This is a genomic window from Gemmatimonadota bacterium, assembly GCA_022560615.1.
Classification (GTDB): domain Bacteria; phylum Gemmatimonadota; class Gemmatimonadetes; order Longimicrobiales; family Gaopeijiaceae; genus UBA1138.
In genome coordinates this window covers 98,511-115,026 of the sequence record JADFSR010000007.1, presented here as the reverse complement: position 1 = coordinate 115,026, position 16,516 = coordinate 98,511, and the positions used below count along the sequence as shown (strand labels likewise).

The window sequence follows — 16,516 nt, the reverse complement described above, 5'->3', positions numbered from 1 at the left end:
GAGCCAATGCACCGCGTCTGATCAGTCCTTCAGGATCTCCCGAGCCGCGTTGAATCCCGGCACTCCGGTCACCCCACCACCCGGGTGCGTGCCGGCCCCACACAGGTAGAGCCGCGCAATCGGCGCGCGGTACCGGGAGGCACCTGGCACCGGACGCATGAAGAGCAGTTGGTCCAGTGTCATCTCACCGTGGTAGATGTTGCCCTCGGACAGCCCGAACGCCCGCTCGAGGTCCAGCGGCGTCATGACATGCCGCGCCTCGACGAGCGAGTGCAAGTTGGGGGCATACTCAGCAAGCGTTTCTACCGCCAGGTCGCCGAGCTTCGCGCCGGCCGCGGCGTCCCACGCGCCTTCCCGCAGCGCATACGGGGCGTACTGGAAGACGATCGACACGAGGTGCTTCCCGTCCGGCGCCACGCTGGGATCCGACAGCGACGGGATCGATACTTCGAGATACGGACGCTCCGAGACGCGGCCGTACTTGGCCGCATCATATGCCCGCTCGAGGTACTCCAGGCTCGGGCTGATAGAAACCACACCCTTCAGGTGGTCCCCCGCGCCGGGCTGGCACGTGAAGTCCGGCAAACCGCTCAGCGCGAGATGCACCTTGGCGCACACGCCTCGGTAGCGGATGTTGCTCACCTTGCGAGCGAACTCCGGCGCCATCTCACTGGGCTCCAAGAGCTCGAAGAACGTGCGACGCGGATCGGCGCTCGAGACGATACGCAGGGCACGAATTTCCGCGCCGCCGACGACCACGCCCACAGCCTGTCCACCCTCGACGATGATGCGCTCGACGGCTGTGCCCGTCCGAACCTCTGCCCCTGACTCCTCGCAAGCAGCCACGAGCGCTTCACTCAGTCGCCCGATTCCGCCCCTCACGCGCCGTGTCGGACGGATGACCCCCACGCCCGCGCCGACGTGATGATGCAGCAGCGTGTACACGGTCCCGCCAGCCATCGGACCCTGGCAGAGGCCACTCACGGCGGACGCGGCCACGGCTCCCTTCACGAGGTCGCTCTCGAACCAGTCCCCGAGCAGCTCGTACACGGACATCGGCAGAATCCGCATGACCTCGACCATGTCCCTCTTGCCGAGCTTGCGCAGCTTCATCCCGAGCTTCGCCGAGGCGATCAGGTCCCCGAGGTCGTTACCGGTCACATCCGGTGGAGTCGACGTCCACGCCGCTTCCAGGAAGCCGGCAGCCTTCCCTATCAGCTCGGTGAACGGGAGCCACGCGTCGGCATCCGCGGTCGAGATCTCCCGGATCGCCTCGGCCGTCCTGCGGGAGTCGCGCCAGAGCGTGAGCGGCGTTCCATCGACCACGGGAACGAACGCGCTGGCGTCCGCGTCGAGCAGCTCGAGCCCGTGGCGGGCCAATCCCAGATCGCTCACGACCGCGGTACTGAGTCCGCCGATCCGGTGAGCGCCCGTGTCGACCTTGAAGCCCGGGAATACCTCTTCGGTCGAGGCGGCGCCCCCGACCACGTCGCGCTGCTCCAGCACGAGCACTTTGTGACCAGCCCTCGCCAGGTACGCGGCCGTGACGAGGCCGTTGTGCCCCGCCCCGATGACGACGGTGTCGTAAGAGACGCTCATCGGGGTGCGTCCTTCAGAATCTTGAGCGCGGCCAAGCGCCCGGAGGCCCCCGTTACTCCTCCGCCGGGGTGGGTCCCGGAGCCGGCCTGGTAATAGCCCCGCAGCGGGGTGGTGTAGTCGGCGTACCCGACCGTGGGCCGCATGCAAAAGAGCTGATGCAGCGAGAGCTCGCCGTGAAAGATATTGCCGTCCGTGAGCCCCATGTCCCGATCGATGTCCCAGGGCGTCAGCACCTGCCGGTGCAGAATCGCGTCCGGGAGGTTGGGGGCGTACTGGGCGAGCGTGTCGACGACCGCGTCTCCGAATGCCTCACGCTTGGTCTCGTCCCAACCGCCGCGCAGATCCGACGGCGCGTACTGCACGAAGATCGACATGACGTGCTTGCCCGGAGGCGCCATGCCAGCGTCGATCATGGAGGGGATGATGATGTCCATGTACGGACGGCTGGAGAAGTCACCGTACTTGGCCTCGTCGTACGCGCGCTCCAGATAGTCGACGCTCGGGCTGATCGAGATCGCGCCCTTGTGCAGCGGGCCCACGCCCGGCTTGCACGTGAAGTTCGGGAGCTCGCTGAGCGACAGGTTCACTTTGCCGGAAGAGCCGCGAATCTTGAAGCGCTCGATGTCGCGAACGAAGTCGTCGGGCAGGTGTCTCGCGTCGACTAGGCCCAGGAACGTGCGCTTCGGGTCCAGGGCCGAGACTACGACAGAGGTGGCATACTCCCTACCGTCGTCCAGAACGACACCCGTCGCCTTACCGTTCTTCACCGTGACGTGAGCGACCCCGGCTTCGGTGATGATCTCCGCGCCGTGCGATCGAGCCGCGCTCGCGATCGACTCGCTCACGGCACCGGTCCCACCCTTGGGGAAGCCCCAGGCGCGCATCGCTCCGTCGATCTCACCCATGTAGTGGTGGAGGAGCACGTACGCGGTGCCGGGTGACCGCGGCCCGAGGAAGGTGCCGATGATCCCACTCGACGACATCGTCGCTTTCAACGCCTCGGTCTCGAACCACTCGTCCAGATAGTCCGCCGAGCTCATGGTCATGAGTTTGTACAGCACGTGGAACTGCTCGTGGCCGAGGCCCCGGAAGTGCTTCCCGAGCCTGAGGAATCCCATGAGGTCCTTGGGACTCATCGACGTCGGATCGGGGGGTACCATGGCGAGGATCGGCTTCACCGCCACCGCGAGCTGATACATCAGCTTGCCGAAGTCGTCGTACGCGTCGGCGTCCCGCGCAGAGTGCCGGTAGATCTCCCGCCGCGTCAGATCGTGATCCCCCCAACGCACGAGATAGTCGTCGTTCGGAAGCGGCGTGAAGGTGCTCTCGAGCGGCAATATCCGCAGCCCGTGCTTCGGCAACTCGAGGTCACGGATGATCTCGGGTCGCAGCAGGCTCACCACATAGGAGCACACCGAGTACTTGAACCCCGGATAGATCTCCTCCGTGACCGCGGCGCCCCCGAGCACGTGCCGCTTCTCCAACACCAGCACCTTCTTGCCCGCCCGCGCGAGGTAGGCCGCGGTGACCAAGCCGTTGTGACCACCCCCGACGATGATCGCGTCGTACCGGCTCGCGCTCATCCTGACACCTCCCCTCCCACCTTCGGGGTGCCGCGTTTCCGCTCCGGGTTGAAGAACTGTGACTCGACCACCCGAGCCATCGCCTTCTTCCGGTAGTGCTCGACGGTGACCTCCATGTGCAGGTCGGTGCCGACGCCGGCGTACCTGGTCTGAATGTGCGCGAGCGCGATGTACTTCTTGAGCAGTGGGGACCAGCAACCGCTCGTGGCGTACCCGACCTGCGTGCTGCCGCTATAGACCGGAACGCTCGTCCGCCAGCCCTCGGAGGGAAGCTGGGGCGGAAGGCCGACCTCTCCGTACAGCGCTTCGAGAGAATCCCAACTGACGTCGAGCCCCCGGAACTCCCACTCGGGCCCCCGCTCCTTCTCGGCGATCAGCGCAGCGCGTCCGACGAACCCCGCTTTGTCGAGCTTGACCGTCCAGCCGAGTCCCAGCTCGAAGGGAGACGACTTCCGGTCCTCGATGATCGCGCGATGCGCGGGCACGTAGTCGACGCCGATCAGAACCAGGCCCGCCTCGACGCGGGCGATGTCGAGCGCGAGCATGCCCGCGGGGAGAATGCGATGCGCGTCCCCTGCCTCGATCAGCCCATCCCAGAGCGCTTCCGCGTTGGCGGGCTCGGTCCAGATCTCGTAGCCGAGGTCACCTGTGTACCCGGTTCGCGTGATCTCGACGGGCACACCCCCGATCTCACCTTTCGTGAGTCGGAAGAAGCGCAGGTCATCCGCCACTCCATTCGCGGCGTCGTGCAGAATCCGACGGGCGTTGGGACCCTGGAGCGCCAGCGCGGCCAGATCGTCCGAGATGTCCCGAATCGAGACGTGCATACCGAGGGCATTGTCCTGCAGCCAGCGCAGGTTCGGTTCGGCCGAAGTGAGCCGGAACGAGTCGTCGGCGAGCCGAGCCAGCGTGCCGTCGTCCATCACCTTTCCGTCCTCGTCACACCAGGGTGTATAGAGCACCTGATGCAGCTTGCATTTGGTGACGTCGCGGGTCACGACGCGGTCCAGAAGTCGCTCGGCGTCCGGCCCCTCGATCCGGTACTTGTAGAGCGGCGAGACGTCGATCAGCGCGGCCGAATTACGGATCGCCCAGTACTCGCGGTCGTGGTGGAGCTCGTACGAGCTCGCCGCGAGATACCCCGACCAGCGGCGCCAATTCTGCGCCTGGATCAGGCGTGCCGTACGCGAATGGAACGGGGTGGTTCTCAACATGGCTGCGGAGTCTATGCCGCTTCTGTGACGTCGGAAAGGCCGGTAATTTCCGCGAGGTTGCCGCACCACCCACGTGCTCAGGACACGCCATGTCGACCCGCACCGCCCAGGGCGCGAAGACCCTCGCGCGAAGGTACTACACCGGTCAGGAGGTCTATGAGACCGAGACCCGGAACGTCTTCTTCGAGCGCTGGATCTACGCTGGACGCGCGAGTTCGCTCGCGGGTCCGGGCAGCTACTTCCTGTGCGAGATCGAGTCGGAGAGCGTCATCGTGCTCAAAGACTCCGAGGGCGAGCTCCGGGCGCACCACAACGTGTGCCGGCACCGCGGGACGCGCCTGCTCACCGAGCCTGAGGGCCAGCTCCCGAAATCCATTCGGTGCCCGTACCACGCCTGGACGTACGCGCTCGATGGCACGCTCATCGGTGCGCCATTCATGGACGAAGTGGACTCGTTCTGCGCAGACGACTACCCACTCAACTCCGTGTCGGTGGCCGTCTGGGAGGGCTGCGTCTTCATCAGTCTCGCCAAGAAGCCCGAGCCCTTCGAGCAGGCGTTCGCGCCGCTCATCGACAGATTCGGCTCGTGGACGATGGACGAGCTGGAGATCGCGCACAGCATCAGCTACGACATCCCCGCGAACTGGAAGTTGATCTTCCAGAACTACTCGGAGTGCTATCACTGTCCGAGCCTCCATCCGGTCCTGAACAAGCTCACGCCGTTCAGGAACTCCTCGAACGACCTGGTGGAAGGACCGTTTCTCGGTGGCCCCATGCGGATGTCGATCGACGGCGGCAGCATGACCATGAGCGGACAGACGTGCGCACCGTCACTCGGCAACCTCGATGGCGAGGCACTCAACTGCGTCCAGTACTACACGGTTTATCCGAACATGCTGTTGAGCCTGTTTCCCGACTACGTGCTCATCCACCGTATCGAGCGCTTGGCGCCGGACCAGTCGCGCGTGATCTGCGACTGGCTCTTCCATCCCGAAGCGATGGCGGCTCCGGGCTTCGACCCGAGCGGCGCGATCGACTTCTGGAGCATGACCAACGAACAGGACTGGGGCGTGAGCGGCCTAGCGCAGAAGGGCATCTCGTCACAGGCCTACACTCCCGGCCCCTACTCCGAGCTGGAGAGCATGGTAGCGGCCTGGGACCGGGAGTATCTGCGGTCGATAGCCTAGCAGCCTAGCGACCGTCCCCGACCGTCTCCTTCTGCTCCAGCCAGGGAATCTCCTGATCGATCCAGCGCGCGGCCTCCTCACCCTTCAGGTAGTGGTCGAACCACTCGAGGATGCGGCGTTGGTAGTCGGCCTGGTTCTCCTCCTGGCTGAGACCGTGGTCTTCACCGTGGTAGACGAGCATCGTGAGCGTCTTTTCCGCGCGACGCGCGACGTTGTACAACTCGATGCTCTGACGCCAATCGACGTTCTGGTCGGAATCACCCACCTCCAAGAGCAGGGGCGTGTTGAGCGATTCGATGTTGAACACGGCTGAGTTCCGCATGAAGGCTTCGGGATCGACGTAGTAGGGCACTTCCATGCGCTCCTGACCGACCTCGATGTGCTCCGACTCGGGAGCCCCCGCGACCCAGAAGATCGAGCCGTACATCGTGACCAGGTTGCTGATGCCCGCTCCCGCCACCGACGCGGCGAATACATCGGTATACGTCGGCACGAACTGCGCCTGGTAGCCGCCCCAGGAGTGACCCACGAGGCCAACCTTCTCGGGGTCGACCATGCCGGTCTCCACCACCGCCGCAACCGCACGCTCGAGCGTCTTCGCGGACGAGACACCCGGATCCCGCGAGTCGAAGAGGATGTCGGGCTGCAGGACGAAGTAGCCTTCGGCCGTCCAAACCGACGAGTTGTAGTAGCTCCGATGCGTCGGGACCGAGTACAGCTTGGCGTTCCGGGACCGAAATTCGTAGATGTACACGATCATCGGATACGTCCGCGATGGGTCGTAGTTCGCCGGATAGAAGAGCGCGCCGTGGAGTCGAACACCGTTGTGGTTCGTGTACGGGATCAGCTCCGTGTACCCCCAGGCGTAGTCTGCTTGGAACGGGTTGGTGCGGGTCACCTGGTGAGCCTCGGCGAAGTCGTCCCCCACGAAGTAGTCGGGTGAGTCGTCGAAGTCCTGCGCGACGTACGCGTACACGTCGGCACTCTTGGCCTTGGTGAGTCGCGCGACGTTGTCGTCCTGGTAGATCAGGCGCTCGACCCGGTCTCCGCGCAGACGGGCGACACCGTGGTACAGGGTCCATTTGCCACGGAGCGTGAGATATACGCCTTCGTCGAGGTCCACCGGATCCGCGTCCGGATCCAGACGCGCGATGCGGTGCACGATCTCCTCGTCGCGCCCGTCGGTGAGACGCCCGGGCATCCCCTCGACCGGCAGCTCCCACACGTCGAACTCATCGTAGACGAGAAGGGACGCGTCCCCGTCGGTCCAACCGCTCACACCGTACGAGGGCAACTCGGGCACGGGGTGATCATCTGCCATGTTCGCGAAGGTCCTGCCCGCGTGGGCCGACAGCGCGATCGTCGACCCGCCTTCGCGGTCGAAGGCGTAGAAGTGACCATCCCGGTAGTAGTGCACGTATCGTCCCATGTGGCTGGCCCCGTAGAGAGAGCCGATCTTCTGCGCGGCAAGCTGGCGCTCGCCGGTGTCTGGGTCGATTGCGTACAGGTCCACCCGTCCCCGGCCGAACATGCCGTCGAACGAGTAGGCGTCATCGTTGGTCGCGAGCACGAGTCGGCCATCGGCAACGACGCGGGGCCGGTCGAGTGTCTCGTCCGTCAGGCGCAGCGTGCGCGCCGAATCGAGATGCCACACGAAGAGGTCGTTCTGCCGCTCGTCGTCCTCCTCGTCACGCTTTTGAGTAGGCAGCGTCCGCTCGTCGCTGGAGCGCCAAATCTCCATCTCCGCGGGGTCGAGGCCGAGACCGTCCGAATCGTCGTCATCGTCGGTGTCCCCTCCGTCTTCCTCGTCGTTCTGGGCCCCTTCTTCTTCTTCTTCTTCGTCGTCGTCGGCATCGGAGTCCGAATCGGCATCGGAGTCCGAGTCGGTCTCGTCCTCGGAAAGCTCCCATTCCTTCACGCCGAAGAAGATCGATCGGCCGTCTTCGGCCCAAGTCAGCGAGCGGAAAGCGACGATGCGTTCGTCGAGCCCGATGGACTCGTGACCCGCCGGGTCGAGCTCGAAGCTCGCCGCCGATCCCGCGAGGTCACGCCACGCTAGCAGTACGTGGCCCGCTTCGTCGTGGTCTTCGTCCTCGAACTCGCGCAGCACCGCCAGGTCGGACGAATCGTCCCTCCAGGTCAGTTGCGCGTACTCGGACTCGCTCGAGTCGAGGCTCCTCACGCGGCCCTCGGAGGCGTCATAGAGCTGAACGCCGTTCCCTACCCCGTCGGCTCCGTGGACCGTAAACACCAGCAGCGCACCGTCATCCTGCCAAGCCCAAGAATCCACGCCCCCGAAGCTGACCCGGTCACCCGCGGTCAGCCCCTCTACGACGATCGTCCGAGTGTCTTCCGCCGGATAGCGCGCCATAGCCAGATGCGTGCCTCCGCCTCCGAATGCGAAGCTCTCGATCTCGGCGATCGTGCGCTGCTCGCTGGTGGCCAGGTTCAGGAGACCCAGATCGTCCCGCACTTCCCCGTCGCCGTCCTCGATCTCCTCCTCTTCCTGCTCGGACTTACCGATCGCGTAGGCCACCCACTGCCCGTCCTCCGAGAAGGCGGGCCGAGCACCGTACGCTACGACGATGACGGAGTCGGAGTTCGTCCGGTGGATACGGAGCTCGTTCTCTCGATTCACGCGGGAAATCGGTACCGCAAGCCACTCTCCGTTCGGGGACAGCGTACCGGAGCCCAGGGACTCCCACTGCCCGTAGTCCTCAGGCTGGACGGGGTCCCGGTCCTGAGCGTGGAGCGGAACCGCTAGCCCAGCGATCAAGAACGAATAGCGCAGCGCTGTGAAAGTGCTCGTCATCATCGTCGTTCGCACCCCTATGTCCGTATGTCCCGTGGTCCTTCGAGTGGCCGCCGTGTGGATGATCGCGGTTCGTCCGGGAAGCCGCCACGATCCCCCACGCTTGTGACCCCACCGACCCGACCGCATGTTGGCGGGACACGATCCAGAGGTCGTCCCCTCCCGCAGGAGCTCGTCATGAAGCCGTCACCGTCCCGCGCGCGCCAGCGGCGTTCCGCCCGGGCTCTCATGTCGGTGGTGGCAGCGTTCACTCTGTCGGCTTGCTCGACGCCCGCTCCCACTGGAGTTGCCGGCATCGCTCCTATGCCCTTGCCCCGACCCGCGAACCCAGCGCCGGAGACGGAGTGGACGACCCACGGCCTCGACCTCGCCGAGACGCGCTTCAGTCCGCTCGATCAGATCGACTCCGACAACGTAGACCGTCTCGGCGTCGCCTGGAGCTGGCGGATACCGAGAACCGGAGCGCGGCTCGAGGCCACGCCGCTGATATCGGATGGTGTCATGTACGCCACGGGACCCATGAGCTTCGTCTACGCGCTCGATGCCCGAACAGGGGAAGAGATCTGGCACTGGGATCCCGCCATCCCCGACGAGCCGGAGGGTGGGCCGAGCGTGTGTTGTGGGAACGTCAACCGTGGCGTCGCGCTTTACGGTGACAAGGTGATCGTGGGACTTCTCGACGGCCGTCTGGTGGCGCTCAATAAAATGGACGGCGCCGTCGAATGGGTCCAGCAAACCACTCCTCCTGGGGACTACAGCATCACCGGAGCACCGCGCGTGGCTCGCGGCAAGGTCATCATCGGGAATGGCGGGGCCGAGTACGGAGTGCGTGGCTACGTAACGGCGTACGACGCCGACACGGGTGAGCAACTCTGGCGCACTTATACCGTTCCCGGGAACCCCGCGGATGGTTTCGAGAGCGAAGCGATGCGGGTGGCGGCAGAGACCTGGAATGGCGAGTGGTGGATCATCGGCGGTGGCGGCACCGCCTGGGACGCGATGGTCTACGACGGCACCGCCAACCTGCTCTATGTCGGCACCGGAAACGGCGCCCCGTGGAACCGTGACATCCGGAGTCCCGGGGGCGGCGACAACCTCTACCTCTCGTCGATCATCGCGCTGAACGCCGACGACGGAGAGATGGTCTGGTACTACCAGACGACTCCGGGGGACGACTGGGATTACACGGCGACCCAGCCGCTGATGCTGCTCGACCTGACGATCGACGGACTCGAGCGCCAGGTCATCGTGCAGGCACCCAAGAACGGATTCTTCTACGTGCTCGATCGCCTTACGGGGGAGCTCCTATCCGCGGAGGCGTTCGCAGACGACCTGACGTGGGCGACGGAGGTCGACCCCGAGTCCGGACGCCCGATCGAGACCCCCGAGGCGCGCTACGGAATGAACCAGAAGGGCGCCTACCTGTCTCCGGGCCCCACTGGCTCTCACAACTGGCGACCGATGGCATGGAATGCCAACACCGGCCTCGTCTACCTACCCGCTCAGAACAACAGCTCGTACTACGAGATGGTGGAGTCGCTCGAATACACGCCGGGTCGGTGGAATACAGGGACGACGATCCGCCAGCGCGCGACGGAAGGGCGACCCGAGCGTCCCGCGCTGACCGGACCGCCGAGACTGTTGCTCGCTTGGGATCCGGTCACGAACAGCGAGGTGTGGCGCGTGCCGGGTAAGGGAGGGAACGGAGGCACGCTGTCCACCGCTGGGAATCTGGTCTTCTGGGGCACAGGGAGCATGATTGTCGCCTACGACGCGCAGAACGGCGAAGAGCTGTGGTCCGCCGAGATCGGCAACGGTACCGCGACACCGGCCACCTACGTGCTCGACGGACGTCAATATGTGACGATCGCAGGCGGAGTCGGGGGCAGAGGCGATCCCCCTCGTGTGTGGACGTTCACGCTCGACGCTCCGAGGGAAACTGACACGGGGAACTGACCCGGAGATCGGCTACGACCCGCCGGCCGGCCAGCTCCCCCGGATGGGGATGCGTGGCGCACACGATGGACGTGGCCGCACCGCAAGTGCCCGACGTGGCACCTCAATCCGTCCCCGGACCCTGGCGCTCGCGCGACAGACTCTCGACTATGCTCAGGGGCGACATCACATACCTCGAAGCTCTGTCCCACCCGGGGCATCGCAGACGTCGCCAAGGAGCACAATTCGATGCCAGAGCAACGCATCGTCCGGCCGATCACGACGCTCGCTGGACTGTTCGCCCTTCTGACGCTCTCGGCGGCGGACGTCGCCGCCCAGCGGTTTGTCCGTGCGGACTCCCTTCGACAAATCCAGTCCGTCGTACCGATGAGCGGCCCCCCGGGCACGCAGATCTCGGTCCGCTCGGACAACCTTCCGCTAGCCGCACGAGTGCACATTGCGGTTGGCATGCTCCACGCCGGCTTCGAGACGATCGGGCTGGCGGCACAAGGGGAGTGGGGGGAGATCAGCGCGTCGGTCCAGATCCCGGCGGGCGCGACGTGGGACCGGCCCCTCTACGTGATCGCTCTCGACGGCGTGTTCAGTCCGATCGGCATCTCGGATCCGTTCCACGTCACCGACGCCAACGGCATGATACGGCGCACGGGGCGCGTCACCGACGAGGGCGGGCCGTGTCTGACGCTACGAGACGAAAACGACCTGCTCTACGCCCTCTCCGGCGAGCTCGGGGCCTTCCGGGCGGGCGACGAAGTGGTGGTGGACGGTACGTACTCGGGAGCGAGCAGCTGTCGGGACGGCAGCACCATCGCGGTAGCGCGCATCGTGGCGAGGGACCGTCGCTGACGTCATCTCCGTCAGAATCCCCCACCGCGTCGTCCGTGACCCTCTGATATTCGGCCTCTGTTCATCGGCAGAGGATGCTGACGCCCGTTTCTATCTGCAACCACGGGGGCCATCACGGCGTCAAAGAAAGACGAGGCACGTCGCAGTATGCACGGGCCGAAGAGCGTACACGAGGTGGGGAAAGCAGGATGCCTGACGATCGACTCGCCACTGTAGCCAAGTCACTCGGGATGTCGCGGACGCTGGAGAGCATGGAGGCGCTGCGTCGAGACATCCGCACGGAGCTCGGTGACCTCCACCCGGACCGAAACGGAGGCGACTTCGCCAGCACCGAATCTCGGGAGCGCTACAACGAGCTCTCGGACGCGCTCGCGGAGCTCGACGGGGATACGGGCACGACGGCGCTGGTTCCAGTCGAGACAGTCGCCCCCATGGTTGCCGCGATTCTCGAGGCGCTCAACAGCTCGGGCCAGCTCGATGCCCGCAAGCCTTCTTCGGTCGCCAAGGGCGACGCGATTCGGGCCGAGGCCAAAGAAGAGGCCGCGTATCGTTTTCGGCTGTCACGCTACACGTCGGGCGTCGTCGGCATGCTCGCCTCGACGATCTGGCTCTTCCCCACGATGGTCAGCGCCTTCGGCGGCGAGGACGCGTCGACCGTGCTCGAGGCGTCGATCCTCGCGCCGATGTTCGCACACGCGCTTTTCGAGCCCATCTCGTTCGGAATCGGCCTCTACGCGTGGATGTTCTTCGCGCTCACATGGTTCATGGAGCAAAACGACCGCTCTCGCATCGATTGGGTCACGACCGACGCGGCGCGCAGCGCCCTCATGCGACGGGCGATCTCGCTCGCGCGAGCCCGCGGTGAGCACGACTCGATCACCAAGGCAGATCTGAGGGACGCCGTGGGTAGTCGTTTCCGCCCGATCTTCGCGCTACGCGCGCTCGGCGTGCGCGACGTGACCGCCTCGTTCCTCGATCGGGTCGTGGGCCACCACATCACCGAGCTCACCGCACAGGGTGCGCTCACGCCCTCGGAGTCGGCATCGCTCAGCCCGCGCTACACGATCGCCGAGTCCGTGACGAGCGAGCTCAACGCCGGAGTCCAATAGAGACTCTGCCTAGAAGATGTTCGCTTCCACGGCCACATCTTCTGTGAAGCGTCCGTGGCGGAAGGCACCCACATCCACGGTATGTGCCTCGCCATCGGCGACCAACTCCGAGACCGCCATCCCCGTCGCCGGTGCGTGCATGATTCCGTGCCCCGAAAAGCCACACGCGTCGATCCACGCGTGGGCACCGGGGTGGAAGCCGATGATTGGGCTGTTGTCCGGGCTCACGCCGTAGTAGCCCCACCAACTGCCTTTCAGATCGATCCCGAGATCTCCCCACCAGGGGAAGCGATCGACACCGGTGAGCAGCACGTGCTCCAACCATTCCTCTTCGACCCCCTCGGTGAAGCCATATTCCTGCTCGAGGTCGTCGAGCCCGAAGAGCACGCGCTTGCCCTCGCTGCGCAGGTAGACGCCCGTGGTGAGATCGATGGTCAACGGGTAGGTGCGGGTGTCCTGGATGGGGGCGCTCAGGAAGATCTGGATGCGCTTCGGGCCCACTGGCACTCCCAGACCGACCAATGAAGCGACGCCCCCGGACCATGCGCCACTCGCGTTGACCACATGGCCGCAGTGGAAGAACTCGTCTCCGCTGCGCAACTCCCACCCCGAGCCACGGGGAGCGATTTCCGTGACTGGCGTCGCGAGTCGATACGCCACACCGAGCTCCTTTCCCATCGTCACCCATGCGTGCGTGGCCAAGTGGGGATCGATCACGCCGTCCCATGGGCCGTACGTCGCACCCGCGAGGTCCTCCGCATTGAAGTCGACATAGCGCTGGGCCTCGTCGGTGTCGAGCACGTCGACCGGAGCACCAAGACTGCGTTGCAAAGCAACCGACTCCAGATGCCGGTCCCATCTGTCGTGCGGTACGAGCAGGAGGTATCCGATGTCCTGGTACCCGATTCTGTGGCCGTGCCTCTGCTCGAACTCCCTGTACACCGGCAGCGAGTGCATCGACAGCCGGATGTTGGCCTCCGTCGTGAATTGCACGCGCACACCGGCCGCGCTCCTCCCGGTCGAGCCCATCGCGGGAGCGACATCCTTCTCCAACACGATGACGCTGAGGCCCCGCGAAGCGAGGTGCCAGGCGCTCGAGGCACCGATGATGCCCGCGCCGATGACGACAACGTCAGCGGTGTTGGTGCTCAGTCCGTCCCCCCCAGCACTCCGAAACGTTGCAGCAGCGGCATCCCGCGCTCGAAGTCGTAGAACGTGAGCTGTTGGATGCGGAGGAGCGAGCGCCGCCATCCGAGGTAGGCGTCCAGGAAGTTGTTCGCGGTGTCGACCTGTCGCCGAAAGCTCTGAAGCAGGTCGAGCGCCGTGATCGAGCCCTGCCGGTAGAGCTCCAGGCTCGACGCGGACAGCTCGGTCGCCAACAGGAGATTTTGCTCCATCGCGACCGCTCGGTCCTCGAACTCTCCGGCGTTGCGCACCTGGTTCTGCACGTCGGACCGGATCGACTGTTCGGCCTGCTCGATGCGCAGCCTCGTCTGATCGAGCCCGATGCGAGACGCATTGATACGGGAGCTGCGCTCCCCCCAATCCCAGATGGGGAGGTAGGCGTTCACGTCGACGGTGTACGTGTTCGTGGGATCGGCCCAAATCTGATCGAAGATCGGGTCCTGCATCTCGCGGCCGTAGCTGAACGCCAGATTCATGCGGAAACCACGCCTACCCTTCGTTTCCTCGAGCCTGATCTCGTTCTCGCGAAAGTCGATGTTGAGTTGGCGTATGCGCGGGGTCAGCTCCATCGCGAACTGCGTCGCCTGCGCGGCATCGATCGTCACCGGCCGCACCGAGATGAGGGGGTCGAGCGTGATCGAATCCGTCTCGGAAAGGTTCAGCCGTGTGCGCAGGCTCGCCGCGTTCAGCCGGAACTCGCTCTCGGACTGCCGCACCTGCTCGGAGGCGTTAGCCAACTCGACCTGGATCTGACCCACCTCGATGGCCCGCGTCGAATCGGTGGCGGCGAGCGTTCGAGATGCGGCAACCGCCGCGGTCAGGTCGTCGACATGGCTGCGGTCGATGAGCTCCTCATACGCGATCTCGAAGAGCTCGAAGTAGTCGTCGGAGAGGTCGTCGACGAGCTCGACCACGTCGCGGTAGAAGCGCAACTGGGTGTCCTCGAGATCCAGCTCCGCGCTCTCGATATCGTTCTTGAGCCCGTTCGGCTGGAAGAGCGGCTGCGTGTAGCGGACGAAGTAGCGGTTGTAGTAACGCAGATCACTATTGCCGTCATTGTCGATCTGGCTGTAGCGGTAGATCCTGTTGTTCAGCGACAGGTAGCCGTCCGTCGGATATCCGAAGAGGATCACGGGCTGACGGATCGAGATCTCGGCCTCGAAGCGACGCGAGTTCTCGTGGATGATCTCCTCTCGTTGTAGCGTCGAGTTCCAACGCGGTGCGGCGACCGATTGGAAGTCCGGCGCCGACACGTTCAAGTCGATCCGCGACTTCAGCCGGGCGCGTTGCGCCTGCAGACTGAGGCGGGTCCGGTCGATGCTCATGTTCAGCTGCCTCACCTGGAAGCTGTTGCTGAGCGCGAGATCGACCATCCGGTCCAGCGTCAAGCGAACGACGTTCGCCTCCTGCGCTGCACTAGGTGTGGTGCCCGTGAAGAAGGCGACCGTGACGAGCACGGTCGTGAAGGTCCGAATACAGCGCGCGCTCAGCTCCATCATCCCAGTCCCCCTGTGTCGGATTGCCGTAACCCACAACGGTCGTTCTTTCGCGGCTCGAGGTGAAGCTCTCGACGACCCTATTGGGACATCTGGCCAATTAGGATGGGGGCGCGGGGGGTCAGTAGTGAACCACGGCCACGTCGGTACGCCCGAAGTCGTCACCCTTGAAGAGCATGGGCTGTCGTTCGGCCATGGCCACGCCGTAGGCCAAGCAGTCCCCATAGTTCAGCACCGCTGGATCGCCGACCCCCTTCCCGAAGCGGGCGTAAGCGAGTCGCGCCAGCTTGGCCGCGGGGATCGACATCTCGACCACGCGGACATTCATTCGCTCGAGCAGCGCATCGAGCGCCACTTCTCCGCCCGGCCCCTTCTTGGCGACCATGACGGCGGCGGCCTCCACCAGCGTTGGAGCTCCCACCAGGCGGACATCGTCGCCGGCTATCGCCCGCACCATCGGTGCCGCCTCCGGCTCTGCAAGGAGGATCGCCACCAGTGCCGACGTATCGAGCACCACGACTAGCCCGGCAGCCCGGTGACACCGTAGCCTAGGATCTCCTCGTTTGTCCGAGGATCCCGATCGGGCAGATCAGATACGAAGAGCTGAAGCTCTTCCACCTCTCTCAGCAAGAGATCGGGCCCAATCACTCGCGTTTCCGCGCTGAGCGTCCGCCGGAGGGCCGTGGTAACGGCATCAGTCAGCGACGAACCGGTCGCCTCCGCGAGCTCTCGAGCAAGACGGTGAGCCTCGTCGCTCTTGATGTTCAGTGCCATGAGTCCCCATCGGAGGTAGATAGGAGGAATATATTCCACCCTTCTACCTTCGGCAATGAACACGTAGGTATGCAATGAACAGGGTATGGAGCCGACCGGCCGCTTCCAAACACGGCACTCCGCTCGTCCCCCGGAGTACCGACTCGGATGAGGAAGCGAACTGGCTCGATCACTCTCGCGGTAGCCTGGCTCGGCGTTGCCTTGTCGGTTGGTCCTTTGCGCGCCGGCGTCCAGCAGACGCTCGCCGACGCCACCGCCACCCCTGAGGCGACCGCCGAGCTCTTCCTCCGCTCCGTACGGCTCATACGCTGGAGCACCGCTGCTCAATTCATCCACCCGGAGACGCTCGACCGATTCCATCAGACCGTCACGATGATCGCCGACTCAGACTCGACCGGCACCGTGCGCGAGTATTTCACAGCCACGGACTCCGCGGCGTATGCCGCGCTCGATCACGCCACCGTCTTCGACCGCGCCATCGGCACGATGATCGACGACATGCCCGGACTCATGCACGCGATCTACGACCGAGATGACGAAGTGATTGGGCATGTCGTGGAAGAGTCGGGCGAGGCGCACGTGGTCTACCGAACCACGGCTCGCATCAGCGGCGCCGTCTCCGAAGTGAAGGTCATGCAGCTGGACCGCGTCCCGGACGGATGGCGCGTCTCTTGGAGCGATGAGCTCGAGGTGCTCGACACCGCGCTGCGGGGCGCGGCGCGGAATCGGCGGCCGCCGGGGCCGTAGAAAGGAGAGAG

13 protein-coding genes are annotated in these 16,516 nt (G+C 65.0%); 5 read left to right on the top strand and 8 right to left on the bottom strand.

Annotated features, from left to right (window positions below; genetic code table 11):
• Positions 1-21: 21 nt before the first annotated feature.
• From IIB36_06705 to IIB36_06695, 3 genes are read right to left on the bottom strand one after another with little or no spacing between them, the layout of a single operon-like run.
• A complete protein-coding gene (locus IIB36_06705) occupies positions 22-1,599 on the bottom strand; it encodes an NAD(P)/FAD-dependent oxidoreductase (protein MCH7531444.1) in 1,578 nt (525 codons plus the stop codon).
• Positions 1,596-3,182 (bottom strand): NAD(P)/FAD-dependent oxidoreductase, encoded by a 1,587-nt coding sequence (locus tag IIB36_06700; GenBank protein ID MCH7531443.1) that lies wholly within the window; start codon positions 3,180-3,182, stop codon positions 1,596-1,598. Before IIB36_06700 ends, IIB36_06705 begins: the two co-directional genes overlap by 4 nt.
• Complete coding sequence (locus IIB36_06695) at positions 3,179-4,396, bottom strand: aminomethyl transferase family protein (GenBank protein ID MCH7531442.1); 1,218 nt, start codon at positions 4,394-4,396, stop codon at positions 3,179-3,181. Before IIB36_06695 ends, IIB36_06700 begins: the two co-directional genes overlap by 4 nt.
• Positions 4,397-4,485: 89 nt before the next feature.
• Between IIB36_06695 and IIB36_06690 the strand changes: the two genes are divergently transcribed.
• The gene (locus IIB36_06690; protein ID MCH7531441.1) at positions 4,486-5,583 is read left to right on the top strand and encodes an aromatic ring-hydroxylating dioxygenase subunit alpha; all 1,098 of its coding nucleotides are present in this window, start codon (positions 4,486-4,488) and stop codon (positions 5,581-5,583) included.
• A 4-nt stretch (positions 5,584-5,587) separates the two neighbouring features.
• On the opposite strand, the gene IIB36_06685 is transcribed toward IIB36_06690, so the two are convergent.
• Entirely contained in the window at positions 5,588-8,398 is a 2,811-nt protein-coding gene (locus IIB36_06685) for a S9 family peptidase (protein ID MCH7531440.1), read from the bottom strand.
• Positions 8,399-8,572: 174 nt separating this feature from the next.
• On the opposite strand from IIB36_06685, the gene IIB36_06680 reads away from it, so the two are divergent.
• The 3 genes from IIB36_06680 to IIB36_06670 all read left to right on the top strand — a co-directional run bounded on the left by IIB36_06680 (position 8,573) and on the right by IIB36_06670 (position 12,303).
• Positions 8,573-10,351, top strand: coding sequence for a PQQ-dependent dehydrogenase, methanol/ethanol family (locus tag IIB36_06680; protein MCH7531439.1), 1,779 nt, complete (start codon positions 8,573-8,575; stop codon positions 10,349-10,351).
• Between the two features lie 228 nt (positions 10,352-10,579).
• On the top strand, positions 10,580-11,194 hold the full coding sequence (locus IIB36_06675; protein ID MCH7531438.1) for a hypothetical protein: 615 nt from the start codon (positions 10,580-10,582) through the stop codon (positions 11,192-11,194).
• Positions 11,195-11,382: 188 nt separating this feature from the next.
• On the top strand, positions 11,383-12,303 hold the full coding sequence (locus IIB36_06670) for a hypothetical protein (protein MCH7531437.1): 921 nt from the start codon (positions 11,383-11,385) through the stop codon (positions 12,301-12,303).
• A 9-nt stretch (positions 12,304-12,312) separates the two neighbouring features.
• Here the strand turns inward: IIB36_06670 and IIB36_06665 are convergent, their stop codons facing one another.
• The 4 genes from IIB36_06665 to IIB36_06650 all read right to left on the bottom strand — a co-directional run bounded on the left by IIB36_06665 (position 12,313) and on the right by IIB36_06650 (position 15,758).
• Complete coding sequence (locus IIB36_06665) at positions 12,313-13,554, bottom strand: FAD-binding oxidoreductase (protein ID MCH7531436.1); 1,242 nt, start codon at positions 13,552-13,554, stop codon at positions 12,313-12,315.
• The gene (locus IIB36_06660; GenBank protein MCH7531435.1) at positions 13,452-14,987 is read right to left on the bottom strand and encodes a TolC family protein; all 1,536 of its coding nucleotides are present in this window, start codon (positions 14,985-14,987) and stop codon (positions 13,452-13,454) included. The genes IIB36_06665 and IIB36_06660 overlap by 103 nt, the downstream gene beginning before the upstream one ends.
• 118 nt (positions 14,988-15,105) lie before the next feature.
• A complete protein-coding gene (locus tag IIB36_06655) occupies positions 15,106-15,477 on the bottom strand; it encodes a type II toxin-antitoxin system VapC family toxin (protein ID MCH7531434.1) in 372 nt (123 codons plus the stop codon).
• A gap of 26 nt (positions 15,478-15,503) precedes the next feature.
• Positions 15,504-15,758: a type II toxin-antitoxin system VapB family antitoxin gene (locus IIB36_06650; protein MCH7531433.1), complete on the bottom strand. Its 255-nt coding sequence runs from the start codon at positions 15,756-15,758 to the stop codon at positions 15,504-15,506.
• A gap of 147 nt (positions 15,759-15,905) precedes the next feature.
• Here IIB36_06650 and IIB36_06645 point away from each other — a divergent pair, with 147 nt between their 5' ends.
• Complete coding sequence (locus IIB36_06645; GenBank protein ID MCH7531432.1) at positions 15,906-16,505, top strand: hypothetical protein; 600 nt, start codon at positions 15,906-15,908, stop codon at positions 16,503-16,505.
• Positions 16,506-16,516: the final 11 nt, after the last annotated feature.

Excerpts from the sequence above, each read along its gene's own strand:
- IIB36_06675 (MCH7531438.1), top strand. The coding sequence starts at position 10,580 with ATGCCAGAGCAACGCATCGTCCGGCCGATCACGACGCTCGCTGGACTG.
- IIB36_06645 (MCH7531432.1), top strand. The coding sequence starts at position 15,906 with ATGAGGAAGCGAACTGGCTCGATCACTCTCGCGGTAGCCTGGCTCGGC.
- IIB36_06665 (MCH7531436.1), bottom strand. The coding sequence starts at position 13,554 with ATGGCGGCGCTCGCTCCTCCGCATCCAACAGCTCACGTTCTACGACTT.
- IIB36_06660 (MCH7531435.1), bottom strand. The coding sequence starts at position 14,987 with ATGATGGAGCTGAGCGCGCGCTGTATTCGGACCTTCACGACCGTGCTC.
- IIB36_06690 (MCH7531441.1), top strand. The coding sequence starts at position 4,486 with ATGTCGACCCGCACCGCCCAGGGCGCGAAGACCCTCGCGCGAAGGTAC.
- IIB36_06670 (MCH7531437.1), top strand. The coding sequence starts at position 11,383 with ATGCCTGACGATCGACTCGCCACTGTAGCCAAGTCACTCGGGATGTCG.
- IIB36_06650 (MCH7531433.1), bottom strand. The coding sequence starts at position 15,758 with ATGGCACTGAACATCAAGAGCGACGAGGCTCACCGTCTTGCTCGAGAG.
- IIB36_06695 (MCH7531442.1), bottom strand. The coding sequence starts at position 4,396 with ATGTTGAGAACCACCCCGTTCCATTCGCGTACGGCACGCCTGATCCAG.
- IIB36_06700 (MCH7531443.1), bottom strand. The coding sequence starts at position 3,182 with ATGAGCGCGAGCCGGTACGACGCGATCATCGTCGGGGGTGGTCACAAC.
- IIB36_06705 (MCH7531444.1), bottom strand. The coding sequence starts at position 1,599 with ATGAGCGTCTCTTACGACACCGTCGTCATCGGGGCGGGGCACAACGGC.
- IIB36_06680 (MCH7531439.1), top strand. The coding sequence starts at position 8,573 with ATGAAGCCGTCACCGTCCCGCGCGCGCCAGCGGCGTTCCGCCCGGGCT.
- IIB36_06685 (MCH7531440.1), bottom strand. The coding sequence starts at position 8,398 with ATGATGACGAGCACTTTCACAGCGCTGCGCTATTCGTTCTTGATCGCT.